Annotated in this window: 25 protein-coding genes, 1 tRNA gene and 1 pseudogene; 16 read left to right on the top strand and 11 right to left on the bottom strand. The window is 68.9% G+C overall.

What is annotated here, in order from left to right:
- Nucleotides 1-25 precede the first annotated feature (25 nt).
- The 6 genes and pseudogenes from BQ8420_RS26655 to BQ8420_RS26630 all read right to left on the bottom strand — a co-directional run bounded on the left by BQ8420_RS26655 (nucleotide 26) and on the right by BQ8420_RS26630 (nucleotide 2,252).
- Nucleotides 26-559, bottom strand: a complete 534-nt coding sequence (locus BQ8420_RS26655; protein ID WP_200816104.1) for a hypothetical protein — start codon at nucleotides 557-559, stop codon at nucleotides 26-28.
- Between the two features lie 129 nt (nucleotides 560-688).
- On the bottom strand, nucleotides 689-985 hold the full coding sequence (locus tag BQ8420_RS26650) for a hypothetical protein (RefSeq protein ID WP_087102395.1): 297 nt from the start codon (nucleotides 983-985) through the stop codon (nucleotides 689-691).
- Nucleotides 986-995: 10 nt separating this feature from the next.
- Nucleotides 996-1,240: pseudogene (locus BQ8420_RS26645) on the bottom strand (hypothetical protein).
- A 13-nt stretch (nucleotides 1,241-1,253) separates the two neighbouring features.
- Nucleotides 1,254-1,499, bottom strand: a complete 246-nt coding sequence (locus tag BQ8420_RS26640) for a hypothetical protein (protein ID WP_087102393.1) — start codon at nucleotides 1,497-1,499, stop codon at nucleotides 1,254-1,256.
- Nucleotides 1,500-1,555: 56 nt separating this feature from the next.
- Complete coding sequence (locus tag BQ8420_RS26635) at nucleotides 1,556-1,801, bottom strand: hypothetical protein (protein WP_017578673.1); 246 nt, start codon at nucleotides 1,799-1,801, stop codon at nucleotides 1,556-1,558.
- Between the two features lie 368 nt (nucleotides 1,802-2,169).
- Nucleotides 2,170-2,252: transfer RNA gene (locus tag BQ8420_RS26630), tRNA-Tyr, on the bottom strand.
- A 216-nt stretch (nucleotides 2,253-2,468) separates the two neighbouring features.
- Between BQ8420_RS26630 and BQ8420_RS26625 the strand changes: the two genes are divergently transcribed.
- The gene (locus BQ8420_RS26625) at nucleotides 2,469-2,966 is read left to right on the top strand and encodes a YajQ family cyclic di-GMP-binding protein (RefSeq protein WP_087102391.1); all 498 of its coding nucleotides are present in this window, start codon (nucleotides 2,469-2,471) and stop codon (nucleotides 2,964-2,966) included.
- Between the two features lie 55 nt (nucleotides 2,967-3,021).
- Here the strand turns inward: BQ8420_RS26625 and BQ8420_RS26620 are convergent, their stop codons facing one another.
- Nucleotides 3,022-3,882 carry a M48 family metalloprotease gene (locus BQ8420_RS26620; RefSeq protein ID WP_087102389.1) on the bottom strand — a complete coding sequence of 287 codons (861 nt, stop codon included), beginning with the start codon at nucleotides 3,880-3,882 and terminating at the stop codon, nucleotides 3,022-3,024.
- Between the two features lie 489 nt (nucleotides 3,883-4,371).
- Between BQ8420_RS26620 and BQ8420_RS26615 the strand changes: the two genes are divergently transcribed.
- From BQ8420_RS26615 to BQ8420_RS26590, 6 genes are all read left to right on the top strand, one after another.
- Entirely contained in the window at nucleotides 4,372-6,222 is a 1,851-nt protein-coding gene (locus tag BQ8420_RS26615) for a 2-oxoacid:acceptor oxidoreductase subunit alpha (protein WP_087102386.1), read from the top strand.
- Complete coding sequence (locus BQ8420_RS26610; protein WP_087102384.1) at nucleotides 6,215-7,294, top strand: 2-oxoacid:ferredoxin oxidoreductase subunit beta; 1,080 nt, start codon at nucleotides 6,215-6,217, stop codon at nucleotides 7,292-7,294. Before BQ8420_RS26615 ends, BQ8420_RS26610 begins: the two co-directional genes overlap by 8 nt.
- Before the next feature lie 113 nt (nucleotides 7,295-7,407).
- Nucleotides 7,408-8,070, top strand: coding sequence for an NAD(P)H-binding protein (locus tag BQ8420_RS26605; RefSeq protein WP_087102382.1), 663 nt, complete (start codon nucleotides 7,408-7,410; stop codon nucleotides 8,068-8,070).
- Nucleotides 8,071-8,244: 174 nt separating this feature from the next.
- The gene (locus BQ8420_RS26600; protein ID WP_087102520.1) at nucleotides 8,245-8,772 is read left to right on the top strand and encodes a hypothetical protein; all 528 of its coding nucleotides are present in this window, start codon (nucleotides 8,245-8,247) and stop codon (nucleotides 8,770-8,772) included.
- Between the two features lie 332 nt (nucleotides 8,773-9,104).
- Nucleotides 9,105-9,317, top strand: a complete 213-nt coding sequence (locus BQ8420_RS26595; protein ID WP_087102380.1) for a hypothetical protein — start codon at nucleotides 9,105-9,107, stop codon at nucleotides 9,315-9,317.
- 80 nt (nucleotides 9,318-9,397) lie between these two features.
- A complete protein-coding gene (locus BQ8420_RS26590; protein ID WP_087102377.1) occupies nucleotides 9,398-9,613 on the top strand; it encodes a hypothetical protein in 216 nt (71 codons plus the stop codon).
- A gap of 105 nt (nucleotides 9,614-9,718) precedes the next feature.
- On the opposite strand, the gene BQ8420_RS26585 is transcribed toward BQ8420_RS26590, so the two are convergent.
- On the bottom strand, nucleotides 9,719-10,258 hold the full coding sequence (locus BQ8420_RS26585) for a GNAT family N-acetyltransferase (RefSeq protein WP_087102518.1): 540 nt from the start codon (nucleotides 10,256-10,258) through the stop codon (nucleotides 9,719-9,721).
- A gap of 183 nt (nucleotides 10,259-10,441) precedes the next feature.
- Between BQ8420_RS26585 and sigJ the strand changes: the two genes are divergently transcribed.
- The gene (gene sigJ / locus BQ8420_RS26580) at nucleotides 10,442-11,350 is read left to right on the top strand and encodes an RNA polymerase sigma factor SigJ (protein WP_087102516.1); all 909 of its coding nucleotides are present in this window, start codon (nucleotides 10,442-10,444) and stop codon (nucleotides 11,348-11,350) included.
- Nucleotides 11,351-11,354: 4 nt separating this feature from the next.
- Nucleotides 11,355-12,512 carry an NAD(P)-binding protein gene (locus tag BQ8420_RS26575; RefSeq protein WP_087102375.1) on the top strand — a complete coding sequence of 386 codons (1,158 nt, stop codon included), beginning with the start codon at nucleotides 11,355-11,357 and terminating at the stop codon, nucleotides 12,510-12,512.
- Nucleotides 12,513-12,539: 27 nt separating this feature from the next.
- Here the strand turns inward: BQ8420_RS26575 and BQ8420_RS26570 are convergent, their stop codons facing one another.
- Nucleotides 12,540-12,914 (bottom strand): VOC family protein, encoded by a 375-nt coding sequence (locus BQ8420_RS26570; RefSeq protein ID WP_087102374.1) that lies wholly within the window; start codon nucleotides 12,912-12,914, stop codon nucleotides 12,540-12,542.
- A gap of 461 nt (nucleotides 12,915-13,375) precedes the next feature.
- Here BQ8420_RS26570 and iscB point away from each other — a divergent pair, with 461 nt between their 5' ends.
- Both iscB and BQ8420_RS26560 read left to right on the top strand, forming a co-directional pair.
- Complete coding sequence (gene iscB / locus BQ8420_RS26565) at nucleotides 13,376-14,716, top strand: RNA-guided endonuclease IscB (protein ID WP_087102514.1); 1,341 nt, start codon at nucleotides 13,376-13,378, stop codon at nucleotides 14,714-14,716.
- A 29-nt stretch (nucleotides 14,717-14,745) separates the two neighbouring features.
- Nucleotides 14,746-15,345: a Uma2 family endonuclease gene (locus tag BQ8420_RS26560; RefSeq protein ID WP_087102372.1), complete on the top strand. Its 600-nt coding sequence runs from the start codon at nucleotides 14,746-14,748 to the stop codon at nucleotides 15,343-15,345.
- Between the two features lie 32 nt (nucleotides 15,346-15,377).
- Here the strand turns inward: BQ8420_RS26560 and BQ8420_RS26555 are convergent, their stop codons facing one another.
- Nucleotides 15,378-16,061: a response regulator gene (locus BQ8420_RS26555; protein WP_087102370.1), complete on the bottom strand. Its 684-nt coding sequence runs from the start codon at nucleotides 16,059-16,061 to the stop codon at nucleotides 15,378-15,380.
- A complete protein-coding gene (locus BQ8420_RS26550) occupies nucleotides 16,058-17,722 on the bottom strand; it encodes a sensor histidine kinase (protein ID WP_087102369.1) in 1,665 nt (554 codons plus the stop codon). The genes BQ8420_RS26555 and BQ8420_RS26550 overlap by 4 nt, the downstream gene beginning before the upstream one ends.
- 214 nt (nucleotides 17,723-17,936) lie before the next feature.
- Here BQ8420_RS26550 and BQ8420_RS26545 point away from each other — a divergent pair, with 214 nt between their 5' ends.
- The 5 genes from BQ8420_RS26545 (at nucleotide 17,937) to BQ8420_RS26525 (ending at nucleotide 24,886) form a co-directional block, all read left to right on the top strand.
- Entirely contained in the window at nucleotides 17,937-18,929 is a 993-nt protein-coding gene (locus tag BQ8420_RS26545; RefSeq protein ID WP_087102367.1) for a tripartite tricarboxylate transporter substrate binding protein, read from the top strand.
- Nucleotides 18,926-19,561, top strand: a complete 636-nt coding sequence (locus BQ8420_RS26540; RefSeq protein WP_087102365.1) for a tripartite tricarboxylate transporter TctB family protein — start codon at nucleotides 18,926-18,928, stop codon at nucleotides 19,559-19,561. Before BQ8420_RS26545 ends, BQ8420_RS26540 begins: the two co-directional genes overlap by 4 nt.
- Complete coding sequence (locus tag BQ8420_RS26535) at nucleotides 19,561-21,114, top strand: tripartite tricarboxylate transporter permease (RefSeq protein WP_087102363.1); 1,554 nt, start codon at nucleotides 19,561-19,563, stop codon at nucleotides 21,112-21,114. Before BQ8420_RS26540 ends, BQ8420_RS26535 begins: the two co-directional genes overlap by 1 nt.
- Before the next feature lie 131 nt (nucleotides 21,115-21,245).
- Complete coding sequence (locus BQ8420_RS26530) at nucleotides 21,246-23,084, top strand: ABC transporter ATP-binding protein (protein ID WP_087102361.1); 1,839 nt, start codon at nucleotides 21,246-21,248, stop codon at nucleotides 23,082-23,084.
- Nucleotides 23,084-24,886: an ABC transporter ATP-binding protein gene (locus BQ8420_RS26525; protein ID WP_087102359.1), complete on the top strand. Its 1,803-nt coding sequence runs from the start codon at nucleotides 23,084-23,086 to the stop codon at nucleotides 24,884-24,886. The genes BQ8420_RS26530 and BQ8420_RS26525 overlap by 1 nt, the downstream gene beginning before the upstream one ends.
- Nucleotides 24,887-24,889: the final 3 nt, after the last annotated feature.

Here is a 24,889-nt window from a genome sequence, read left to right as displayed (position 1 = left end):
CACGGTGCACTCTCACCGCCCACCCTCACTGCGGGACTCCGAGCTTGCCTTCGTCGGCCTGATCGAACGCCTCGCGGGTCTCTTCGGGCATGTCGTCGTCGTAATCGGTGATCGTGTACGTGGAGAAGTACATGGTGCCGTCGACGTCGACGGGGTCGCCGAGTTCCACGTCGACGTCATAGGGGTCGTCCTGGCACCCCTGGTCCATGCACCAGGTGCCCACGACCTCTCCGTCCCCGCGGGCTCGACCCTCGTCCCACTCGTCCCACTCCATGTCGGTGAAGGTGGTGAACTCGGTGGCCACGTACTCCGTGGGTCGCTGCTCGTCGAAGCCGGCCTCGTCGCCGTAGAAGTTGAGGACCTGGACGTCCCCCTGGGTCGCCGCGTCACCGTCGTCGTCACGGTCGTCGTCGTCACGGTCGTCGTGGTCGTCGCGGTCACGGTCCTCGCCACCGTTGCCGTCCTCGGCCGGGGCGTCGTCCCGGTCCGGCTCGTCCTGGTCGCCACAGGCGGAGAGCGCCAGTGCCAGGACCGCGCCGATCAGTAGTGCACGCTTCATATCGCCTCCTGGGTCTCACCCTCCATCATCGCGACGGAAACAGGGAAGGCCCCTCGGCACACGCCGAGGGGCCTTCGAACAACTCTGTTCCGTCACCGGGGCCGGATCGACCCCGTCGGACTCGGGCTACTAGTAGTAGCCGTAGCCCTTGTCGTCCTCGTCACCCTCATCGCCACGGTCGTGGTCGATGTTGGTGCTCGTCGGGCCGTTGACGCAGTCACCGGCGGTCTGCGGCGACAGGATCGGCACGTTGGCGCCGACCAGGCCGACGGCCAGCTCGGTGTTGCACAGCTGCACCGGAACCAACTGCAGGTTCTGGTTGAATTGCTGGTCGCCACCGTGCGAGGCGAAGGCCGGAGTGGTCGCGAGCATCGCGCCCATCGCGATACCGGCGATGGCGGTGGCGGCCGTGAACTTGCGCAGCATCTACGGTCCCCTAGTCGATGTTGGTGCTGATGGGGCCGTTGACGCAGTCGCCCGTGGTCTGCGGCGACAGGATCGGCGCGTTGACACCGGCGAGGAGACCGACGGCCAGCTGGTGTTGCACAGCTGGACCGGGACGGCCTGCAGGTTCTGGTTGTACTGCTGGTCGCCACCGTGCGAGGCGGACGCCGGAGCGGCGGCGAGCATGGCGCCGAAGGCGAGACCGGCGATGGCGGTGGCTGCGGTGAACTTGCGCATTGTGGGGACTCTCCTAGTCGATGTTGGTGCTGATGGGACCGTTGACGCAGTCGCCCGTGGTCTGCGGCGACAGGATCGGCACGTTCACACCGACCAGGCCCACGGCGGCGCTGGTGTTGCACAGCTGCACCGGGACGGCCTGCAGGTTCTGGTTGTACTGCTGGTCGCCACCGTGCGAGGCGGACGCCGGGGAGGCGGCCAGAATGGCGGAGAAAGCGGCACCAGCGACGAGGCCGGCAACGCCGAGCTTACGCAGCATTGAATTACCTTTCGAAAAAGTTTGAGGTAGCGTATCGGTCGGACCGATTGCCGGAATTAGCTGATGTTGGTGCCGACGGGGCCGTTCACGCAGTCGCCCGTGGTCTGCGGCGACAGGATCGGCACGGTGACGGCGACCAGACCGACGCTGCCGGTCAGGTTGCAGGACTGAACCGGAACCAACTGCAGGTTCTGGTTGAACTGCTGGTCACCACCGTGCGAAGCGTGCGCGGGAGCTCCCATGAGGAGCGCGCCCATCGCGGCACCAGCGACCAGGCCAGCAGCGGTCAGCTTCTTGATCATGTTTCCCCCGAGAAATCATGCGAGGCATTGACAGAAAAAGACGCAGGCGCTTCTTGCACCTGTGTCGCGGTGGACTGAGGCAATCATTATCCGGCCCCTCTTTTTTGTCAACGCCGAAACTCGGAAGGCATTTTGTCCATATTGCCGGATCAATTCTTTTCGCCCGGCATATCAAATACGACAATGCGCTGATTTATCAGCGCGCCCCGGCCACACCCCACCCCAGGAAAATCACGCACAGTGATCACACTGTGGCCTCTGCGTGATGTCTTCGCGACCGCCCGAATCACCCGTGGTCGCCGGGCACCCCACCCCGAACACGACGAAGCCCCCGGCACCATAGGTACCGGGGGCTTCGTTCCCCTGTGTGGCAGGTGAAGGATTCGAACCTTCGAAGGCATAAGCCGACGGATTTACAGTCCGCTCCCATTGGCCGCTCGGGCAACCTGCCTGGGCTGCGGCGACGCGTGCGTCGCTGCGCATGAATGACAATAGCGGATGATCGGCCCGAACCTGAAATCGGTTCCCCGGGCGCGTCCCTCACCAGGGACTTCGGGCACGCCGAGCGGGGCGCGGCTAAGCTCTGAACCCGGCCCGCACCGGGGCCGGAGCAGACGTGCACGGGCATCGCCCGTGACCCACGAGATCTAGCGGGGTGTGAGAGTACGTGGCCGCCGAATCCAGTTTCGACGTGGTGTCCAAGCTCGACCGTCAGGAGGTCGACAACGCCCTGAACCAGACGGCCAAGGAGCTGGCCCAGCGGTTCGACTTCAAGGGCACCGGGACCACCATCGCCTGGCAGGGCGAGAACGGCATCGAGATCAAGAGCGGCTCCGAGGAGCGCGCCACCGCCGCCCTGGAGGTCTTCAAGGAGAAGCTGATCAAGCGCAAGATCTCCCTGAAGGTCCTGGACACCACCGAGGAGCCCAAGCCCTCCGGCAAGGAGTACCGCCTCCCGGTGAACCTCAAGGAGGGCATCACCACCGAGGACGCCAAGAAGATCTCCAAGCTCATCCGCGACGAGGGCCCCAAGGGGATCAAGGCGCAGATCCAGGGCGACGAACTGCGGGTCAGCTCCAAGAAGAAGGACGACCTCCAGAACGCCATGACCCTCATCAAGGAGAAGGACTTCGACCTGGCGCTCCAGTTCGTGAACTACCGCTGACGCACGACCGAACCACCCCACGGCCGTCCACTTCGGTGGGCGGCCGTCGTCGTGTTCAGCCCAGGTCCCACTTGCGGGGCAGCGCGCACAGGCGTTGGACGCGCTCGGCGATCGGTGGGTGCGCCGAGAACAACCGGCCCATCGGACCGTGGAACGGGTTGGTCGTCATCAGGTGCGCCGTGGCCAACAGCACCCGTTCGCGGGGCAGTGGGAAGGCCCGATTGCCGGACTCCAGCTTGCGCAGCGCGTTGGCGAGCGCCAGCGGGTCCCCGGTGAGCTCGGCGGCCTGCTCGTCGGCACGGAACTCACGGGCGCGGCCCACCCCGCAGTAGACGATCACGGCCGCGAGGGGCGCCAATACGGCCAGCATCAGCCCTCCCAGCAGATTGGGCATGTCCGTCTCCTCGGACTCCCCCAACGGCAGCAGGAAGGTCACCAGGGTCAGCGCGGTGATGAGGGCGGTCAGCGTCGCCGCGACCGAACTGAGCAGTGTGTCGTGCGATCGGATGTGCGCCAGTTCATGGGCGATCACCCCGCGCAGCTCGCGTTCGTCGAGGATGCGCAGCAACCCGGTCGTGCAGCACAGGGACGCCCGGCGCGGGCTGCCCCCGGTGGCGAAGGCGTTGGGCGTGCGCACCGGAGCCAGGTACAGCTTCGGCATCGGTTGTTTGGCGGCGGTGGCGAGCTCCCGGACGATCCGGTACAGCTCGGGGCGTTCGATCTCGCTGACCGGTCGGGCCCGCATCGCCCGCAACGCCAGGGACTCCCCGAACAGGTAGACGAGGATCCCCGCGCACAGCACCAGGGCGACCGCGATCTGGACGCCCTTCTGTGCGCCGCAGAACCAGCCGACCACGACGATGAGCGCCGAGACTCCGGCGAACAGGCCGACCGCACGGACCGCGTTGACGTGCACGCGCCCTCCCTCCCGCTGTTCGCCGGTGTCCGGCTTTTGATGCGTACATGGTGACAAACGTGCGGGTCGACGTCTCGCGTTCCCCAAGTGACCGGTCGGTGTCCGACCCTCTCGGTCAGCGGCGTGCCCGCGGGGAGGACAGGCGCATGTGACAATCGCCACCCGAGCGGCCTCTGCCCGGGATCGACGACCTATAGTGCGAACGTGGCCCTTGTCACTTCGCGTACCGAGGGGGCGGGAGAGTTCCGTCCTTTCGGTGAGTGGTGGGCCGTGTCGTTGAAGGTCGGCGACCACGTGCGACCCGGCCGCGGTACCCGCACCGCACACGCCGCACCGGGTTGGCGCACCCGGCGCGTGTGGGGGCCATGACAGAAGTCCCCGTCCCCGACCTTGGCAGCCGGCCCGCGACGGTGCGGTCCGTACGGGGGTGGACACCCGAGCGCCGCCGCCTCCACGACCGGCGGCCCACCGAGGAGGTCGTCGATCTCAGTGGCCAAACAGATCGAACAGCTCGACCGCGTCATCATCCGCTTCGCCGGCGACTCCGGCGACGGCATGCAGTTGACCGGTGACCGATTCACCCAGGAGACCGCGTCGTTCGGCAACGACCTGTCGACCCTGCCGAACTTCCCGGCGGAGATCCGCGCCCCGGCCGGCACCCTTCCCGGCGTCTCCAGTTTCCAGTTGCACTTCGCCGACCATGACATCGTGACCCCGGGGGACGCCCCGGACGTGCTGGTGGCGATGAACCCGGCCGCCCTCAAGGCCAACCTCGACGACGTTCCCCGGGGCGCCACGATCATCGTCAACACCGACGAGTTCACCAAGCGCAGCCTGACCAAGGTCGGCTACGTCTCCGACCCGCTCACCGACGGGACCCTCGACGGGTACAAGGTCAGCGCGGTGGGGTTGACCTCGATGACGGTGGCGGCACTGGCCGACTCCGACATCTCCAAGAAGGATGCCCAGCGCGCGAAGAACATGTTCGCCCTGGGTCTGCTGTCCTGGATGTACAACCGCCCCACCGAGGGGACGACCTCGTTCCTGAAGTCGAAGTTCGCGAGCAAGCCGGACATCCTCGACGCCAACCTCACGGCCTTCCAGGCGGGGTGGAACTTCGGGGAGACCACCGAGGACTTCGCGGTCTCCTACGAGATCAAACCGGCCAGGCTTCCCTCCGGCACCTACCGGAACATCACCGGGAACCTGGCCATGGCCTACGGGCTCATCGCCGGGTCCGAGCGTTCCGGGCTCCCCTTGTTCCTGGGCTCCTACCCGATCACCCCGGCCTCGGACATCCTGCACGAGCTGTCCAAGCACAAGCGGTTCGGGGTGCGGACCTTCCAGGCCGAGGACGAGATCGCGGGAGTCGGCGCGGCCCTGGGCGCCTCGTTCGGCGGTTCCCTCGGGGTGACCACCACCTCCGGCCCCGGCATGGTGCTCAAGCAGGAGACCGTGGGGCTGGCCGTGATGACGGAACTGCCCCTGATCATCGTGGACGTACAGCGCGCCGGCCCGAGCACCGGCATGCCCACCAAGACCGAGCAGACCGACCTGCTGATGGCCATGTACGGGCGCAATGGCGAGTCCCCCGTCCCGGTGGTGGCGCCCTCTTCCCCCGCGGACTGCTTCGACGCGGCGATCGAGGCCGCCCGTTTGGCGGTGAAGTACCGGACGCCGGTGGTGGTGCTCTCCGACGGCTACCTCGCCAACGGTTCCGAGCCCTGGCGGCTGCCGGACGTGGCGGGGCTGCCGGTCATCGAACCGGCGTTCGCCACCGAACCGAACGGCCCGGACGACACCTATCTGCCCTACCTTCGCGACGAGGACACCCTGGCCCGCCCGTGGGCGGTTCCGGGTACGGCCGGGTTGGAACACCGCATCGGCGGCATCGAGAAGCACGCCCAGAGCGGCGACATCTCCTACACCCCCGGCAACCACGACCTGATGGTCCGCACCCGGCAGGCCAAGATCGACGCCATCGCCCGGGACATCCCCGAACTGGAGGTGTCCGACCCCACCGGGGACGCGAAGGTGCTCGTACTGGGCTGGGGCGGCACCTACGGGTCCATCACCGCCGGGGTGCGTCGGGTACGTCGGGCGGGCGGCCGTGTGGCGCAGGCCCACCTGCGCCACCTCAACCCGTTCCCCACGAACCTGGGCGAGGTGCTCGGGAGCTACGACCGGGTGGTGGTCCCCGAGATCAACCTGGGCCAACTGTCGCTGCTGCTGCGCGGCCGTTTCCTGGTCGACGTCATCGGTTACAACAAGGTCCGCGGCCTTCCCTTCAAGGCCGAAGAGCTCGCGGGTGTGCTTCAGGAGGTCATCGACCGTGACTGAGAATCCGAACGGAACCGGGCACCTTCACGGCGAGGACGGACTCGCCGGGTTGCGGCTGGTGCCCAAGACCGACGCCCAGTACAAGATGAAGGACTTCAAGTCCGACCAGGAGGTGCGCTGGTGCCCGGGCTGCGGCGACTACGCGATCCTGGCCGCGTTCCAGTCCTTCCTGCCGCAGCTGGGGGTACCGCGCGAGAACATCGTGATGGTGTCCGGGATCGGCTGCTCGTCACGGTTCCCGTACTACTTGAGCACGTACGGCGTGCACTCGATCCACGGGCGTGCCCCGGCGATCGCGACGGGGCTGGCGGCGAGCCGCCCGGACCTGTCGGTGTGGGTGATCACCGGTGACGGCGATGGACTGTCGATCGGCGGCAACCACCTCATCCACGCGCTGCGTCGCAACGTCAACATCAACATCCTCCTGTTCAACAACAGGATCTACGGGCTCACCAAGGGCCAGTACTCCCCCACCTCGGAGGCGGGGAAGATCACCAAGTCCTCGCCGGTGGGGTCGCTGGACCACCCGTTCAACCCGCTGTCGTTGGCACTCGGCGCCGAGGCGGGCTTCGTGGCGCGGACGGTGGACTCGGACCGCAAGCACCTGACGTCGGTGCTGCGGGCCGCCGCCGACCACCCCGGCGCGTCGTTCGTGGAGATCTACCAGAACTGCCCGATCTTCAACGACGACGCGTTCGAGCCGCTGAAGGACGCGACCTCACGCGACCTGAGGCTGCTGCGGATGGAGCACGGGGAACCTCTGCGGCTGGGACAGGACCGCGGTGTGGTCGCGGGCGAATTCGGCGGCCTGGAGGTCGCGGACGTGGCCGAGGTCGGCGAGGAGCGGTTGATCCGCCACGACGCGCACCGGGAGGACCCCGGCTACGCGTTCGCGCTGTCGCGGCTGGACCGTCCGGCCTTCGAGCACGTACCGATCGGGGTGTTCCGAGACGTGCGCCGGCCCACCTACGACGACCTGTTGAACGAGCAGATCGAGGACGTGCGGTCCGAGCACGGCGACGGTGAGCTGGCCGCGCTGCTGGCCGGCGGCGACACCTGGACCGTGGACTAGGGGTCCGACCGGGCGACCGGTCGGCTATTCCCCCGGGCGGCGTCGAGAAGTTCACAGACGTCGCCCGGGGCGGTCTCCGGCCCCTCCGCGAGGGAAGGCAATACGCTGCCCCCATGCGAATCGTCATCGTCGGAGGACACGGGAAGATCGCGCTGCGACTGGCCAGGCAGTTGGCCGACCGCGGTGACACCCCTGTGGCCCTCATCCGTAACCCCGACCATTCCCAGGACGTCACCGACGCCGGGGCCGAGCCGGTCGTGATCGACCTGGAAAAGGCCACCGTGACCGAGTTGACCGAGAAGATCATGGGCGCCGACGCCGTGGTGTTCGCGGCCGGCGCCGGACCGGGCAGCAGTGCGGCTCGTAAGGAGACCGTCGACCACAAGGCGGCGGTGCTGACCGCCGACGCCGCCGCCCTCGCCGGGGTTCGCCGCCTGGTCCAGGTGTCGGCCATCAACGTGGACAAACCGGTTCCGGAGGACACCGGTGAGGTCTGGAAGGCGTACGTCGCGGCGAAGAAGGCCGCCGACGACGACCTCCGCCAACGCGACCTCGACCTGGACTGGACGATCCTGCGTCCCGGGGGACTGACCGACGAACCCGGAACCGGTCTGGTGGCCCTGGACGAGGACGTGGAGCGCGACACGGTGACCCGTGAGGACGTGGCCGCCGTGATCGTCGCTCTTTTGAACGAACCAGGAACGGTCGGCCGGGTTCTCAACCTGGTGAACGGTGAGACGCCCGTCGTCGACGCCGTCCGCGCCGCCTCCGGTTGAGCCGTATCCGCATATCGCGGGGGGTGGGGATCCGTTCGGATTCTGTGGCCAGATGCACCTATAGAAGGCATGATGGTTTCGGAGCCCGGCGGAATCCCGCCACGGTGGACGCGGACGACCGGGAACAGCCCCGACGGGTGAAGCAGCTCCGCAGAGCAGATGGGTACGGTTTTCATGAGCGTCACACAGGTCGTCAGGGACAGCACGGTCGTCGAACACGCCAAGGTCGCCGCGCAGCAGAAGCGCCGGATGTTCATCGTCCAGCTGGAGGTCAACGCCTACGACGAGGCTTCGAGCAAGCTGCGTCCGGGGCTGACCCGCATCCTCGAAGGGATCGAGGAGGCCGGCTGGCGCCTGGAACTGATCACCCCGAGTGAGAGCGGGGAGTCCCAGGCCTCCCGCCTGTTCATCTTCCGCCCCGACACCGAGACGCAGAAGGCGCAGGCGCCGACCCATGCCGAGGCTCAGCAGCCTCAGCAGCCGCAGGACCAGTCGGGACAGCAGCCCGCCTACCCGCATTACCCCACGGGCGCGCAGCAGCCGGACCCCTACGCCGGTCACGGCCAGGGTTACGGCCAGCCGCAGCAGTACCCGGGGTACGACCAGCAGCAGTACCCCGGATACGGTCAGCAGCAGCCGGGGTACGGGCAGCAGCCCGGCTACGGCCAGCAGTACCCGGGATACGGCCAGCAGGGCTGGTAGCTCCCACCGGATTTTCGAGCCCGTACGGCGATGCGCCGTGCGGGCTTTTTTTGTGCCCACACCCGCGGTACGTCCGACATGACCTCCGATGGCCGGACAGCTACTGATTCCGATGCATTCGCCAGAAGCCTGTTCTAGTCGTGCTTTCGGTTGTGTAACGCGATGGGGGTATCAGGCGGTGACATGTCGGTCATGCCGCCCGAGAAGCCGAGGAAACTCTAAGGAAACTCTGGAATCTTCCGGGAAACTACTTCAAGCATACGGACAGCTACGCTAAGTTAATTACGGCGGCCGCAACCACCCCGTTTTTGTACTTCCGAAAGGTGACTCAGATGTCCCGTATTGCCAAGGTTTCCGGTTTTGTCCTGGCTGCCGGCCTCGCCTTCGGCGCCTTCACCGGCACCGCCGCGGCCGACAACAACGCCGACATCCAGAACATCACCATCCCGATCTGCCTGGACGTCCTGAAGGCCTCCGGCGTCAGCGCCAGCGGCTGCAACGTCGTCGACTGGGACGCGACCTCGGGCCTCGCGGTCAGCGACTGATCACCCGGTAGTCATACGGGTCGGCTCCACGCGGCCACCGTCACCACCTGCACACAGCGAACCGAAAAGGAACACTCACCATGAAGCGCACCACCGCCCTCTCCGGCCTCATCCTCGCCACCGGCCTCGCCTTCGGCGCCATGACCGGCACCGCCGCGGCCGACAACAACGCCGACATCCAGAACATCACGGTGCCGATCTGCGCCGACGTCATCAGCTTCGCGGGCTTCAGCTCCGAGGGCTGCAACGTCATCGACAACGACTTCAACTCCGGCATCACCGTCGTGGACGACTAGTAGTCCACGCTCCTCCGGGGACGACGCGGGGCACGGCGAATCCATCGCCGTGCCCCGCTTTCCGTCTTGTCACCCCGGCCCCCGTCCGGGGTCGGGTGCATCCGTTCAGTCCTTGCAGGGGCCCTCAGGGTTCCAGGTGTCCGGGTCGGTCACCAAACGCGCGTGCGAGGCGGTGTCGTAGCGGGAGGTGCCGTACCGCAGCTTGGCCCGCTCGGTCCCCTCCGGCAGCAGCCCCGCACGCCCCAGCGCCAGGCACGAACCCGGGTTGTCGAGTCGGTGCCCCGCCTCCACCCGGAACAGGCCCAATTCGTCGAACGCGAACCGCGAGGCCAACCGCGCCCCGACCGTCGCGACCCCGCGCCCCTGTTCCGCCGGATGCGTCCAGAAGGCCAACCAGCCCAGTTCGTGTCTGCGGCTGGTCACCGAGATCTGCACGTGCCCCAGTGCCTCGTCCCGGCCGTCCACCACCGCGAACCCATGGACGTCACCGTCCCGGGCCAGTTCGGTCCGGTACTCGATCCACTCCCGAGCCTGGTCCGGGGTACGGGGGACGTCACCGGGCTCCTGCCAGACCAACTCCTCCCAGGCGAAGGCCTCCAGCAGCCGCTCCGCGTCCCCTCGGTTCCACTCACGCAGTCGGTACAACGACATTCCCTCTCCTCGACTCCGCCGATCGCGCCAACCTAGGACCCGTTCCCTCTCCGGGCAAGCGGATGGTCGTCCCTTGTGGGTCACCGTTCGGTCTACCTCCGCGGCGGGCGAGACGATTCACTGGAAATCGGCCGGGGACGTGTCACGGACCACGCACGGTGGTACGTCTTCCCTGTCATGACGACGACAGAGGTCTTCGAGGAGCACCGCTCCCTGTTGAACGGGGTCGCCTACCGGGTCCTGGGCAGCGCCAACGACGCCGAGGACGTGGTCCAGGAGGCCTGGCTGCGCTGGTCCAGGGTCGATCCCACCGAGGTCGACGACCCGCGCGCCTACCTGGTCACCGTGGTCTCACGGGTGGCCATCGACCGGTTGCGGCGAGCCGGTTCCCAGCGCGAGTCCTACGTGGGCGAGTGGCTTCCCGAACCGGTCAGCGACCTGCCCGACGGCGCCGAGCGGGCCGAACTCGCCGACTCGGTGGAGTTCGCCCTGATGGTGGTGTTGGAGACGCTGAGCCCGTTGGAACGCGCCGTGTTCGTTCTGCACGAGGCCTTCCAACTGCCCTACGCACAGATCGCGCAGGCCATCGGGCGCAGTGAGGCCGCCACCCGACAGCTGGCCAAACGCGCACGCGACCACGTACGGGACCGCCGACCCCGGTTCGAGGCCGATCGGGCCGAACGACGGCGCATCACCGAACGTTTCCTCCGAGCCTGTTTGGAAGGGGACCTGGACGGGCTCAAGGGCCTGCTCACCGCCGACGCCACCCTGGTGAGCGACAGCGGGGGCAAGGCCAGGGCTCCCCTACGGGTGCTGCGCACCGCGCACAAGGTGGGCCGGTTCCTCACGGCCATCACCGAGGAACGCAACGTCACCCGGTTCCTCGCCTCGGTCGGGGTCGACGGCATGGACGACCTGGACATTCGGGTCACCGAGGTCAACGGTGGACCGGGTGTGCTGGCCTTCGCGGCGGGGGACGCGGTACTCCTGCTCTCCCTGGACGTCTTCGAGGGACGCGTCCAACACGTGTACTTGTTGGTCAACCCCGACAAGTTGTCACGTCTGAGGGCGGTCGACCCGTCCTAGGGACATGGAACTCAATGTTGTGGGCGGTGGCCTCGCCGGACTGACCGCGGCCATCGCCGGCGCCGAGAGGGGCGCCGAAGTCACCCTGTTCGAATCCCATGCCACGCTCGGTGGGCGGGCCCGCTCCACCGATCCTCCGTACGTGGCCAATGACGGGCCGCACGTCCTGTACTCGGACGGGGCCCCCTACGTCTGGCTGAAGCGGCGCGGCCTGATCCCGCCGTCGAAGGCCCTGCCGTTGAGGGCGACGCTCGGGGTCCGGTGGCGATACCGGGGCCGGGTCGGCGGCCCTCCGGCCGGAGTCCTCCGAGCGGCGACCCGTCGGCGTCTGCGCGCCCCGCACGACGTGGACTTCGGTACCTGGGGAACGGAGCACCTGGGCGCCGAGACGGCCCGAGCCGTCGGCGACATGATGGGGGTCGTGCTCTTCCACGCCGAGCCCGCCCGTCTGTCGGCCGCCTTCGTCTGGGACCGGTTCCAACGTGTCACCACCCCGGGATGGCCCGCGCCGCGATACCTGATCGGGGGTTGGGGTGCCTGGGTGGAACACCTGTCCGCGCGTGCCCGGGAGATGGGCGTGCGGATCGAAACGCGGAGCCGGGTGGACACCCTGCCGCAGGGTCCGACCGTCGTGGCCACGTCCCTGGACGCGGCGCGCGCCCTGCTGGGGGACGACACGCTGCGCTGGGAGAGCGGACACACCCTGATGGTCGACCTGGGACTGACACGGCGTCACCGCGATCCGTTCCTGGTGTTCGACGCCGATGAGGCCGGTTTCCTGGAGCGCTACACCGTCGTCGACCCCACGCTCGCCCCGGCGGGCGAGGACCTGGTCCAGGCACAGCTTCCGGTCCGCCCGGGTGAGGGTCGAACGGAGACGAACGCCCGCCTGGAAGCGCTGCTCGACGCCGCGCTGCCCGACTGGCGGGACCGGCTGACCTGGCGGCGCGATCAGGTGGCGCGAGGGCGCACCGGGGCGCTGGACCTACCGGGCACCACCTGGCGGGATCGTCCGGCCATCGACCGGGGCGGGGGCGTGTACCTGGTCGGGGACCAGGTGGCCGCGCCCGGCCTGTTGGGCGAGGTGGCGGTGACCAGCGCGGTGCGGGCCGCCGAACTGGCCACCGCCCGGAACCCGCACGCCGCGGCCGACTCCGGGTGAACCCGGCCCGGGGCCGGCCGTGCCCGGTCAGCCCCGGGCCGGACCGTGGGAGACGGCCTCCACGTTGTTGCCGTCGGGGTCGCGGACGAAGGCGCCGTAGTAGTGCTCGTGGTATTCGGGCCACTCCTTCGGCTCATGCAGGACCTCCGCCCCGACCTCGACGGCGGCGGCGAAGAAGGCGTCGACGGCGGCCCGGTCGGCCGCGGTGAACGCGATGTGCGACTCCCTCGCGGGGCCGTCCGTCTCGCTGGGCGAGATCCAGAACGCGGGGTCGTCGGAGCCGTAGCCGATGACCTCCCCGAACTGGAGCATGCGGCGGTGTCCCAGGGGCGCGAGGACGGCGTCGTAGAAGGACGCGGCGGTGGTCGGGTCTGTGACCTGGATTCCGAGGTGATCCAACATGCCCCGAGTGTGACACCCACCACCGACATTCCTCGGCGGAACACGATCCTCCGGAACACGCCGGCCTCGATCCATGGGATCGGATCCGTCCTGTGGAAACCCGCCGGTAACCCAGGGTGACGCTGAATACTGGTCTTCATGCAACCGAGGAGGCAGTGTAAAGGGATCTCGGTCCTGAAGGACCGGGCTTTTCAGCCCCTTGTGGCTGAGAGCCGTCTTTACCAGCACCAGCCATCGCCTACGGGGAGGTGACCTCGATGGCTACGTTCCGCACAGGGCAGAAGACCCACCAGGCCGTGCTTCCTCAGCGGCCTGCTCTGGAATCGGAGTCGGTAGACACGCCCCGGATCGGGCACGAAACGGGACTTCGGCACCACCCCAGGGTGGTATCCGGTGCGGACCATGTGCGAGGGGAGACCACCCTCATCTCACCTGATGTCGGTGGCGTCACCACCCGGCCTTTGGCTGGGGAGAGGCCGCGTGAGCGGCACCCATCCGTCTTCGTCCTGGACAAGAACCAGATTCCGCTCCAGCCCTGTCACCCGGCCAGGGCCCGCAAACTGTTGAACAAGGGTCGGGCCGTGGTGGCCCGGCACACCCCTTTCACCATCCGGCTCAAGGACCGCACCATCGCCGAGTCCGAGGTGGACGGTGTCCAGGTCGGGATCGACCCGGGCAGCAAACACACCGGTATCGCGGTGTTCACCCAGCATGCCGGGGAACGACGCGGCCGGTACGCGATCCAGCTCGACCACCGTGGTGCGCGAATCCGAAAGAAAATCGGCCAACGCTCCGCCTATAGGCGGGGTCGTCGCTTCCGGAACCTGCGCCACCGCGCACCCCGGTTCGCCAACCGCACCCGCCCCCAAGGGTGGCTCGCGCCGTCCCTGCGACACCGGGTGGAGAACACCACCGGTTGGGTGGACCGGCTCACCCGATGGGCACCGGTCAAAGCGGTGCACGTGGAACGGGTCGCCTTCGACACCCACGCCCTGTCCGCCGGCAAGCCCCTAGAGGGCGTGGAGTATCAACGGGGCACCCTGCACGGCTATGAGGTACGCGAGTACCTGCTGGCCAAGTTCGACCGTGCCTGTGTGTACTGCGGGGCCACGAACACACCACTCAACCTGGACCACGTCCACCCCCGCTCCCGAGGCGGGTCCGATCGGGTGTCCAACCTGGTGTTGGCGTGCGTGACCTGCAACCAGGCCAAGAACAACCGGCCCGTCGAAGAGTTCATCACCAACAAGCAGGTCTTGGCTCGGATTCTGGCTCGGGCCAAGGCACCCTTGCGAGACGCGGCGGCGGTGCAGTCCACCCGATGGGCGCTCTGGCGCGCTCTGAACGAACGGTTGCCTACTCATGTCGGTTCGGGTGGTCGGACCAAGTGGAACCGGACCCGCAACCACCTACCGAAAACCCACACTCTGGACGCCCTATCTGTGGGCAAGATCGACACCATCACCCAGACCACCAACCGGGTCCTGGTCGCCGGATGTGCGGGCCGGGGCTCCTACGCCCGCACCCGCCCCGACAAGCACGGATTCCCGAGGCTGCGCCTGCCCCGAACCAAGGAGTTCTTCGGGTTCTCCACCGGCGATCTGGTCCGGGCCGTGGTCCCCCAGGGAAAGAAGACCGGCACCTATACCGGCCGGGTCGCGGTACGCGCCTCGGGCAGCTTCAACATCACCACCACCCAAGGCACCGTCCAAAGCATCCGTTACAAGCACATGCGTCTACTCCAACGAGCGGACGGCTATGGCTACACCTGGAAGGGAGAGGGCGTTTCCTCCCGGTCCTGAAAGACCGGGTTTTCACGTCCAACAAATCGATGAGTATCCGGCCGGAAGCACCCGAACGACGGCTCACCGTGGACGACCTGGAGAACACGCCGGACGACGGACGGCGGTACGAACTGGTCGACGGGAGGCTTGACGTGTCGCCCGCGCCCAAGCCTTTGCACACACGAGTGAGTTACCGTCTGGGTTTCCATCTCGGCATCCATGCTCCCGAGGATCTGGAGATCGGGGAGGGCCCCGGCATCATCCTCAACGGAGACCCGGGTCGGCACCGCATCCCCGACCTGGCGGTCTTCGACCAGGAACCGCCGGAGGAGGGCTACTACACCGTTCCCCCGCTCTTGGCCGTGGAGATCATCTCCCCCGAGAGCGTGCTCCGTGACAACCACACGAAACGGTACGAGTACGCCGCGTTCGGCATCCCCAGCTACTGGATCATCAATCCCCATCCGGAGAAGCCCGGCATCGTGGAGTTCCGTCTGGAGGACGGTGGCTACCAGGAGATCGGGCAGAGCCAGGGCGAAGAGCTCTTCGAGACCGACTCCCCCTTTCCCGTGAAACTCGTTCCGCGCTGGCTCGTGGCGAGTGGCCCATGGCGCGAACACATCGGTGGGCCATCCGCGACCGAGTGACCCGGCGGCGGTGTCGGGAGGTGCGTCCGGGGTCAGACGACCCAGCGGTAGAGATGTTCGGGGCGACCGGCGGAACCATAACGCATGCGCAGTTCCGCCCGACCGTCGGCGCACAGGTGCTCCAGGTAGCGGCGGGCCGTCACCCTGGACACCCCCGAGCGTTCGGCGACCTCCGCGGCGGACAGCTCTCCCTCGGCCTCGCGCAACACCCCCGCGACCAGGTCCACGGTGGTCGCGGTCAGGCCCTTGGGCAGGGAACGGGCGGCGGGCGGGCGCAACAGTCCGAACAGTCGGTCCACGTCCTGTTGGGTGGCCTCCCCCTGCCCCTGCATCTGCCGCCGGGCCACCGCGAACCGTTCGAGCTGGTCGCGCAGGACGCTGAGCGGGAAGGGTTTGAGCAGGTAGTGGACGGCTCCGCCGTGTACCGCGGAGCGGACCTGGGCGATGTCCCGGACGGCGGTGATCATCAGGAAGTCGGGTTGGGGCGTCCCCGACTCGGTGGACGAGCGCAGGGCGCGCATGACGGAGAGTCCTGAGGCGTCGGGCAGGTGCAGGTCCAGCAGGACCAGGTCGGGACGGTGTCCGCGCACCTGGGTCAGGGCCGCGGCGGCGGTGTGCGCCACCCCGACCACGGTGAACTCGGGCACCGATTCCACCAGTTCCTGGTGGTTGCGGGCCACGCGCACGTCGTCGTCGACGACCAGGACGCGGATCATCCGGCCACCCCCGCCGGTGCCTCGACCGGCAGGCAGGCGGTGAAGACCGCGCCCGCCTCCGCGTCGGGAGCCTCCATCTCGATGCTTCCCCCTCTGCTCTCACAGACCTGCTTGACCAGGGCCAGGCCCAAACCTCTGGTACCGCCGTCCCGGGACGCCCTGGTGGTGAACCCGAACCGGAAGATCTCCTCGGCGACGTCGTCCGCGACCCCGTGCCCGGAGTCGGTCACCCGGATCTCCAGGAGGTCGTGCGGCAGGTCGGTGTCGTCGGACCTGTGCAGTCGTACCAGGACCTCGACCCATCCTCCGTGGGCGACCGCGTCCAGGGCATTGTCCACCAGGTTGCCGAGGACGAGGAGCGCGTCGGAGCGCGGCTCGCCCTGAAGGCACTCGGGGACGCTGGTCATCGGGGACAAACCCAGGTCGACCCCCCTCTCGGAGGCCTGGGCCGACTTGGCCAGGGCGAGGGCGGCCAGCGCCGGGTCTCGCACGTGTTCGGCGATACCGCTCGTGGTGCGGGTGTGGGTGGCGGTGAGGTCGGCCAGGTAGTCGCGGGCCTCCTCGTGGGCACCCAATTCCAGCATGCCCGCGACGGTGTGCACCCGGTTGGCGAACTCGTGGGTCTGGGCCCGCAGCCCTCGGGTGACGGTGCGGGCTCCGTCGAGCTCTCCAGTGAGCCGGTTCACCTCGGTGCGGTCCCGGAGGGTGACCACCGCCCCGGCCTCGGCGCCGCGGACGCGCACCGGCATGCGGTTGGCGACCAGGATCCGGTCGCCGGACAGCAGGATGAGGTCCTCGCCGGGGTCGACGCCGGAGACGATGTCGCGGGCCCGTTCGGGCAGGTCGAGGGCGTCCAGGTGTCGACCTTCGGCGTCCTCGGGCAGGTCGAGCATGGCGCGGGCCGGCGGGTTCACCAGGACCACTCGGTCGTTGGTGTCCACGGCGAGGACACCCTCGCGCACGGCGTGCAGGAGCGCCTCTCTGCTTTCGAGCAGCGCGGTGATCTCGGCGGGTTCGAGCCCGTGCGTCTTGGCGCGCAGTCGTCGGGACAGTGCCAAGGAGCCGACCACGCCCACGGCGAGGACGAGCACGGTCGCGGCGAGGATCCCGGGGATCGCCGCGCGGGCGTCCCCGGCGGCGCTGGAGGTGAGGATGCCGAGTGACACGTAGCCGACGACCTCGCCCCGCGCGTCACCGCCACTGACCGATCCCCCTTCCGCGAAGACGGGCACCTTGGCGCGAACCGTGCGGCCCTGGGTTCCGTCCTGGACCCCGGTCCACTCCACCCCCTCCGCGGCGGGGCCGGGCGGGGTGGAGACCGTTCGCCCTATGCGGTCCTTGTCCGGGTGGGTGTAGCGGGTTCCATCGGGCGCGGCGATGACCAGGAAGTCCGCCCCCGTGGCCGCGGCGACCCGATCGGCGAGGGGGTCCAGTTCGGCGCTGGGTTCGGGTTCCTGGATCCCGTCGACCACCGCGGGCATGACGGCGACGGAGCGGGCCACGGTGAGGACCCGTTCGGCGTACTGGCGGTCGGTCGCCCGGTCGGCTTGGAGCATCCACAGGAGCCCGACCCCGGCGAGGGCCACCGCCAACAGACATACGTAGCCGATGAACAGGGAGCCGGTGAGGGTGAGTCGGCCCGAGGCCGGCGGTGAGGACATGGGGACTCCAGTGGCCGGGGGTGCGGGTGATCCGGCCGGCGAAGGCGCAGGTCGTCGGGGGGCGAAGCGCGTGTCACGAACAATACGACCAATATGACGGCAGTTTTAACAAAACCCTCACCTTCCCGTGTGCCGGGTCACACTGTGTCCTGGCTCTCCCCCTGCGTCTGAGCACCGGGGGACGTGCACAGACGATCGAGGAAGGAGAGGACACATGCGCGATCGTGGCGTGATGCTCCGTCTGGTGGGTGGGCTGTGCGCCCTCCTCCTGGTCGGAACGGCGCTGTTCGACGTTCGTCAGAGCGCGGCCTCCGGTGACGGTTCCCAGGAAAAACTCCTGCTCATCGCACCGGCCGGCCCTGGCGGCGGCTGGGACACGCTGGCCCGCGAGATGCAGAACGGCCTGCGCGACGAGGACCTGCGGTTCAACGTCGAGGTCCGTAACGCCGAGGGGGCGGGAGGCACCATCGGTCTGGCCCAGACCGCGAACCGCGAGGGTCAGGACAACGTGCTGACCATGACCGGCCTCGGAATGGTGGGGGCGGTGGAGACCACGGGGTCGCCGTACACGATGGCCGACGCGACCCCCATCGCCCAGTTGGCCTCGGAGTACCTCGCGATCGTCGTCCCACAGGACTCGCCCTACGAGAGCATCGACGACCTCGCCGAGGACTGGCGCGAACAGTCCTCGACCCTGCCCGTGGCGGGCGGTTCCATGGGCGGCGTGGACCAGATCTTCGCGGCGCAGGTCGCCCAGAGCATGGACATCTCCCCCGGCGAGATCAACTATCTGCCCTACTCGGGCGGTGGCGAGACCCTCACCTCGCTGCTGTCGGGCACCTCTCAAGTCGGGTTCGGCACGCTGGGCGACTTCAGCGACCAGATCGCCGACGACGGCCCGCTGCGCGCGCTGGCGGTCTCCTCCCCCGAACGTCTGGACGGGGTGGACATCCCCACCATGACCGAGCTCGGCTACGACCTGGAGATGTCGAACTGGCGCGGGGTCATCGCCCCGCCCGGGTTGACCGAGGAGGAGATCGAGGCGTTGGAGGAACTGGTGCGGGAGCTGCTGGCCTCGGACTCCTGGGCCGACACCCTCGAACGCAACCGGTGGACCGACACCTACCAGGAGCGCGCCGAGTTCGAGGAGTTCCTGGACGAGGAGATCGCCCTGACCCAGGAGACCGTGGAGGAGCTGGGACTGTGAGCGCCAACGGAACAGACGAGAAGCACGCGGCGGGCGACGACCCGTCCGAGACCACCGACGGCAGCGGGTCCCCCGAAGCCACGGAGGCCGTCGAGACCCCGGGGACGGAGACGGACGCCGGAAGCACCGCGGTGGCCGCGGCCCCGGACCCCGAGAACACCGTGTGGCGAGGGCCGGCGGCGTGGATCGTGCCCGCGCTGACCGCGATCCTGGGCCTGGTGGCCGTGTGGGGCGCGGTCACCATCGAGGCCCCGCCCAACGTCACCCCTCCCGGCCCGGGCGCCTTTCCCGGCGCGGTGGGCGTGCTGTTGCTGATCGCCGCCGTGTGCATGAGCGTGGTGAACCTGCGCAACCTGGGCAGCGGGAAGGGCGCGTCCCCACTGGCCTGGTTCGAGGGCCGACCGGTCCTGCTGGTCCTGGCGGGTCTGGTGGTGCACACCGCCCTGCTGGAGTTCGTGGGCTGGCTGCTCGCCGGGGCCCTGTTGTTCTGGGTCGTGGCCTACGCGTTCGGTGCTCGCGCCCACCTGCGTGACGCGATCGTGGCGCTGTCGATGTCGGCCGCCGTTCAGGTCGGTTTCTCGCTCGGTCTCGGGCTCAACCTGCCGGGCGGATTCCTGGAATTGGTGCTGTGATGGACACTCTGATCAACCTGATGGACGGGTTGGCCGCGGCGCTGACCCCGCAGAACCTCGTGTGGGCCTTCCTCGGCGTGCTGTTGGGCACCGCCGTGGGCGTCCTGCCGGGCATGGGCTCGGCGATGGCGGTGGCCCTGCTGCTGCCGGTGACCTTCCGACTCGACCCGACCAGCGCGTTCATCCTGTTCGCGGGCGTGTACTACGGCGGCATGTTCGGTGGCGCCACCACGTCGATCCTGCTGAACACCCCCGGACAGGCGTCGTCGATCGCCACCACCTACGAGGGCCACAAGATGGCCCTCAAGGGCAGGGCCGCACAGGCGCTGGGCACCGCGGTGATCGGTTCGTTCGTGGCGAGCATCATCGGGACGCTCGTCGTGGCGCTGTTCGCGCCGGTCATGGTGGAGTTCGCGCTCAACTTCGGTCCCGGCGAGTACTTCGCTCTGACCGTGTTCTCGTTCGTGGCGGTGGCCGCGGTGGTATCGGGTTCGGTACTGCGCGGTGTGACGTCGTTGCTCATCGGTCTGGCCATCGGCATGGTGGGCATCGACGCCCAGAGCGGCACGGCCCGGTTCGACTTCGGCGCCGCCAGCCTGATGGACGGCATCGACATCGTCATCGTGACCGTGGGCCTGTTGGCCCTGGGCGAGGTGCTGTACATCGCGGCGCGTGGCAAGTCCGCGCCGAACTTCGCGGCGATCCGCACCGGGCGTCCGTGGCTGGGCCGCAAGGACCTGCGCCGTTCCTGGAAGCCGTGGCTGCGCGGCACCGCGCTGGGCAGCGCCTTCGGGCCGATCCCCGGCAGTGGTGCGGAGATCCCCACGTTCCTCTCGCTCGGTATGGAGCGCAAGCTCGCCGAGCGCCGTGAGCGTCGCACGGGTGAGAAGAGCGAGTTCGGTGAGGGCGCCATCGAAGGTGTGGCCGGACCGGAGTCGGCCAACAACTCCAGTGCCGCGGGCACCATGGTGCCGCTGCTCGGGTTGGGCCTGCCCACGTCGGCGACGGCCGCGATCATGCTGGCGGCGTTCCAGCAGTACGGGTTGCAGCCGGGGCCGGTGTTGTTCGAGCGCAACGCCGACCTGGTGTGGACGCTGCTGGCGTCACTGCTCATCGGCAGCGTCATGCTGCTGGTGATCAACCTGCCGTTCGCGCCGCTGTGGGCCAAGCTGCTGAAGCTGCCCAAGCCGTACCTGTACGCGGGCATCACGCTGTTCTCGGTGCTGGCCGTGTACGCGATCAACACCTCGGTGACGCACCTGGTGATGCTGTTGGCGATCGCGGTGCTGGGTCTGGTGATGCGGACGTTCGGGGTCCCGGTGGCCCCGGCGCTCATCGGCGTGGTGCTGGGCCCGATCGCGGAGACGGAGTTCCGTCGCGCGTTGGCCGCTTCCTCGGGCGATCCGTCGATCCTGGTGAGCAGCGGCATCTCGGTCGGCTTGTACGCGCTGGTGCTGGTCGCCGCGGTGCTGCCGCTGATCGCGTACCTGCGTCGGCGTCGCGCCACCGCCCGAGCGACGGCGGACGTGAAGGAGCCTGCCGAGCGGCCCTGACCCCTCGTACCCTCCCCCTGCGTGGCCCCCGGTTCCGTCCTCCGGGGGCCACCGTCGTTGAACCGGCGACCGTCCACGCGCATCACAATCCGGACCGGGCCGCTCCCCGTGGCCCCCAGGACGGGAGTCGAATGCGTTTCGTGCGTGACCTGTTCGCCCAACTGGTGTTGCTGCGCGATGTGGGCCCGGGTTGGAGTGCGGTGTTGGTGGTGGTGCGGCTGGCCGATCGGCTGGTCGCCCCGGTCACCGCGGTGGCGTTGTCCGCCCTGGTGGGCACGTTGCTCGGACCGTCGGGACCACAACTGTTCACCACCGCGCTGATGCCGTTGGCTCTGCTGGCGCTGGTCATGCTCGTCGGACAGATGGGCGAAGCGGCAGCCGAACCCTTGGAGTACCTGGTCAGGTCCCGGGTGGACGGCGCGTATCGGGGACGGCTGATCCGTGCGGCCGGCGCGCGGCGGGGCGTGGCCGCTCTGGAGGATCGGCGGAACCAGGTCCTGCTGCGACAGGTGCGCGCCGACCCCGAGCACGGGATCGAGTCCACTCCCGGCGATGGAACGGTCGCCACCATTCGCTGGCTGTGCGGGCTGGCTGGCACGGTGACGACCTGCGTGGTGTTGGCCCGCTTCTCTTGGTGGCTGGTGCCGATCGTGCTGGTGCCGGCGGTGATCACGGTGGTCGTCCGGTACCGGCTCCTGGATCTGGTCACCGGTGGTTGGGAGCGCGCCACCAAGGGCGAGCTGCACACCGACGTCTGGCGAGAGGCCAACGTTTCGCCCGCCGAGGGCAAGGACATCCGTGTGTTCGGGCTGCGGGACTGGATGGTCGACCGGATGCAGTCCCAGCTGCGCGAGGTCAACGGGCCGCTGTGGCGGAGCGTGGACCGTGTCATCCGCATGGAGTGGGTGATGGTGCTGCTGATGCTGGTGGGACTGGTCCCCGCCTACTTCCTCGTGACCCGGGCGGCGCTGGACGGAGCGACCACCGTCACCGTGCAGACCGCCGTGTTGGCGGCCGGTTGGTCGCTGTATCAGACCGGCGGTTCGAGCCTGGACCTGTTCCACATGTCCGGAGCCGGCCGTGTGCGGCGTTCCCTGGCCCGTCTGCGCGAGCGCTGGGAGTCCATGGACGAGGCCGCGATCGAACCGGCGGACGGCGCCCGGCTCTTGCCGGAGCGTCCGGCGGGGCTCGTCCGCTTCGAGAATGTCGGTTTCACCTACCCGGGCACCGAACACCCCGTCCTCGACGGCCTGGACCTGCGGGTCCGCACCGACGAACTCCTGGCGATCGTCGGCCTCAACGGGGCGGGCAAGTCCACCCTGATCAAGCTGTTGTGCGGGCTCTACCGGCCCACCTCCGGACGGATCACCGTCGACGGTACGGACCTGGCCGAGCTGGAACCCGAGGACTGGCGTTCGCGGCTGTCGGTGATCTTCCAGGACTTCAACCGCTACCCGCTCACCGCCAGGGAGAACGTCGTGCTGGGCGCTCCCCCGCGCAGTGGAACGGGCGACGACGAGGCGGACCTGCGCGCCGCGGCCGAGGAGGCCGGGTTCGTGTCGGTACTGTCCTGGCTGCCCGATGGTTGGCGGACCCCGCTCTCACGTGCGCGCAGCGGCGGGGTGGACCTGTCCGGTGGCCAGTGGCAGCAGCTCGCCCTCACCCGGGCGTTGTTCGCCGCCCGTCGCGGGGCGAACCTCATCGTCGCCGACGAACCCACCGCGCACCTGGACGTGCGTACCGAGTTCGAGCTGTTCGGCAAGCTCGCCGAGCGACGCTCCGAAACCGGGATCGTGCTGATCTCGCACCGACTGTCCACGGTCCGTCGGGCCGACCGCATCGCCTTGCTGGACGGCGGGCGGATCACCGAGTCGGGCACCCACGACGAACTCGTCGCCCGGGGCGGGTCCTACGCCGAGATGTTCGCGGTGCAGGCCCGCCGTTTCCGTGACGACGCGAAGGAGGCGTGATGCGCGGGTACCCGGCCCTGTGGATCGAGGTCCTGAGGCTGTCCTGGCGGCACCTGCCCGCGGTGACCGCCATGTCGTCGGCCGTCATCGCCCTGTCCGTGGTGGCCGTGCCGGCCGTCGCTTACTCGCTGCGCGCCACGGTGGACGCCACCGCCGCCGGACACCACACCGCCGCGCTCGTGGGAGCCGTGGGCCTGGCCCTGGCCTACGCCCTCACCTCGGCCCTGGACGAGATGTCCGGGCAACTGCTGAACACCGCCGCCGACCGGACCGGGCGCTTGGGCGTCCACCCCCTCGTGCACCGGGAGATCGCCTCGTTGCGCGGGATGGAACACCTGGAACGCGGCGACTTCCTCGACCGGGTCGACATCGTGCGGCGCGGTACCGGACAGATCGCCCGCAGCGCCTGGAACGCCCTGTTGACGGTGTCGAGCGTGCTGAAGCTGGTGGTCACCGTGGCGTTGCTGGGCGCCGTGCACCCGGCGTTGTCCGCCCTGATCCCACTGGCCCTGTTGCCTGTGTGGGCGCACCGACGAGGTCAGGAACTCGTGCGGCGGGCGGAGGTGGCCGGCGCGGAGTCGCAGCGGGTCCAGCGGTACCTGTTCGAAGCCTTGACCGGGGCGGCGAGCGCCAAGGAGGTACGAACCGCCGGTTCGGCCGAACGCCTCCTCGGTCTGCAAGGGCAGGCCTGGCGGGAGACCGAACGGATCCGCTTCCGGGCTCGGGGCGCGGCGGCTCTGTGGAGCCTGGCCGGGTGGACGCTGTTCGTGGCCGGGTTCGCCGCGGGGGTGGCGTTGGTGATCTGGCAGACCTCGCGCGGGGTCGGAACCGCCGGCGACCTGGTGTTGACGGTGATGCTCGCGGTGACCTTGAGCCAGACCATGCGCGCCACGGTCGCGGCCACCGCGGCGACCTCGCGGGGGCGAAGGGTCGTGGAACCGTACCTGTGGCTGCGCGCACGCGTGGCCGCCGACCGCGCTCGGGACCATGCCACCGCCCGGCCGCCCGAGATCCTGAGCGAGGGGATCTCCTTGGACGGGGTCTCGTTCACCTATCCCGGCGCCGAGAGTGCCGCCCTGGACGGGGTGGACGCCCACCTGCCGGCGGGTTCGGTGGTGGCGGTGGTCGGTGAGTACGGTTCCGGTAAGTCCACGCTGGTCAAACTGTTGCTGGGCTTCTACCGGGCCGATGGCGGGACGGTGCGGGTGGACGGACACGACCTCGACGGGCTCTCGGCCGAGGCGTGGCGGTCCCGGTCCAGCGCCGTCTTCCAGGACTTCGGCCGCTTCCACCTTCCGTTCCGCGAGACCGTGGGGCTCGGTGACCTGTCGCGTCTGGACGACGCCGACGCGCTGCGCCGGGCCATCGACGCGGCGGACGCCGGGTCCGTGGTGGATCGGTTGCCGCAGGGGTTGGAGACACAACTGGGCCGGGAGTTGGGCGGGGTCGACCTGTCCGAGGGCCAGTGGCAACGCGCCGCCCTGGCCCGGGGATCCATGCGAGAGGCGCCGTTGTTCTTCGTGCTGGACGAGCCGACCGCGTCCCTGGACGCGCACAGCGAGGAGGCGATCTTCCGCCGCTACATGGAACGGGCCAGGGCGCACGCCCTGCGGTCCGGCGCGGTGACGCTCATCGTCTCCCACCGGTTCTCCACGGTCGCGGGGGCCGACCTGGTGCTGGTGATGGACCGGGGCCGGGTCGTGGAGTCGGGGACGCACGCCGAGCTGATGGCCTTGAGGGGAAGGTACGCCGACCTGTACGGGATCCAGGCCCGCGCCTACGCCCCCACCCCCACGGAGTGAACC

It is taken from the genome of Nocardiopsis sp. JB363 (assembly GCF_900143625.1).
Taxonomy (GTDB): Bacteria; Actinomycetota; Actinomycetes; order Streptosporangiales; family Streptosporangiaceae; genus Nocardiopsis.
This window is presented reverse-complemented; position numbering and strand designations above follow the sequence as displayed.

Bases quoted from the DNA above. Each gene is read 5' to 3' on its own strand.
- BQ8420_RS26655 (WP_200816104.1), bottom strand. From the start codon at position 559: ATGAAGCGTGCACTACTGATCGGCGCGGTCCTGGCACTGGCGCTCTCC.
- BQ8420_RS26650 (WP_087102395.1), bottom strand. From the start codon at position 985: ATGCTGCGCAAGTTCACGGCCGCCACCGCCATCGCCGGTATCGCGATG.
- BQ8420_RS26640 (WP_087102393.1), bottom strand. From the start codon at position 1,499: ATGCTGCGTAAGCTCGGCGTTGCCGGCCTCGTCGCTGGTGCCGCTTTC.
- BQ8420_RS26635 (WP_017578673.1), bottom strand. From the start codon at position 1,801: ATGATCAAGAAGCTGACCGCTGCTGGCCTGGTCGCTGGTGCCGCGATG.
- BQ8420_RS26605 (WP_087102382.1), top strand. From the start codon at position 7,408: ATGCGAATCGTCATCGTCGGAGGACACGGGAAGATCGCGCTGCGACTG.
- BQ8420_RS26600 (WP_087102520.1), top strand. From the start codon at position 8,245: ATGAGCGTCACACAGGTCGTCAGGGACAGCACGGTCGTCGAACACGCC.
- BQ8420_RS26595 (WP_087102380.1), top strand. From the start codon at position 9,105: ATGTCCCGTATTGCCAAGGTTTCCGGTTTTGTCCTGGCTGCCGGCCTC.
- BQ8420_RS26590 (WP_087102377.1), top strand. From the start codon at position 9,398: ATGAAGCGCACCACCGCCCTCTCCGGCCTCATCCTCGCCACCGGCCTC.
- sigJ (WP_087102516.1), top strand. From the start codon at position 10,442: ATGACGACGACAGAGGTCTTCGAGGAGCACCGCTCCCTGTTGAACGGG.
- BQ8420_RS26575 (WP_087102375.1), top strand. From the start codon at position 11,355: ATGGAACTCAATGTTGTGGGCGGTGGCCTCGCCGGACTGACCGCGGCC.
- BQ8420_RS26570 (WP_087102374.1), bottom strand. From the start codon at position 12,914: ATGTTGGATCACCTCGGAATCCAGGTCACAGACCCGACCACCGCCGCG.
- BQ8420_RS26560 (WP_087102372.1), top strand. From the start codon at position 14,746: ATGAGTATCCGGCCGGAAGCACCCGAACGACGGCTCACCGTGGACGAC.
- BQ8420_RS26555 (WP_087102370.1), bottom strand. From the start codon at position 16,061: ATGATCCGCGTCCTGGTCGTCGACGACGACGTGCGCGTGGCCCGCAAC.
- BQ8420_RS26550 (WP_087102369.1), bottom strand. From the start codon at position 17,722: ATGTCCTCACCGCCGGCCTCGGGCCGACTCACCCTCACCGGCTCCCTG.
- BQ8420_RS26545 (WP_087102367.1), top strand. From the start codon at position 17,937: ATGCGCGATCGTGGCGTGATGCTCCGTCTGGTGGGTGGGCTGTGCGCC.
- BQ8420_RS26535 (WP_087102363.1), top strand. From the start codon at position 19,561: ATGGACACTCTGATCAACCTGATGGACGGGTTGGCCGCGGCGCTGACC.
- BQ8420_RS26530 (WP_087102361.1), top strand. From the start codon at position 21,246: ATGCGTTTCGTGCGTGACCTGTTCGCCCAACTGGTGTTGCTGCGCGAT.
- BQ8420_RS26525 (WP_087102359.1), top strand. From the start codon at position 23,084: ATGCGCGGGTACCCGGCCCTGTGGATCGAGGTCCTGAGGCTGTCCTGG.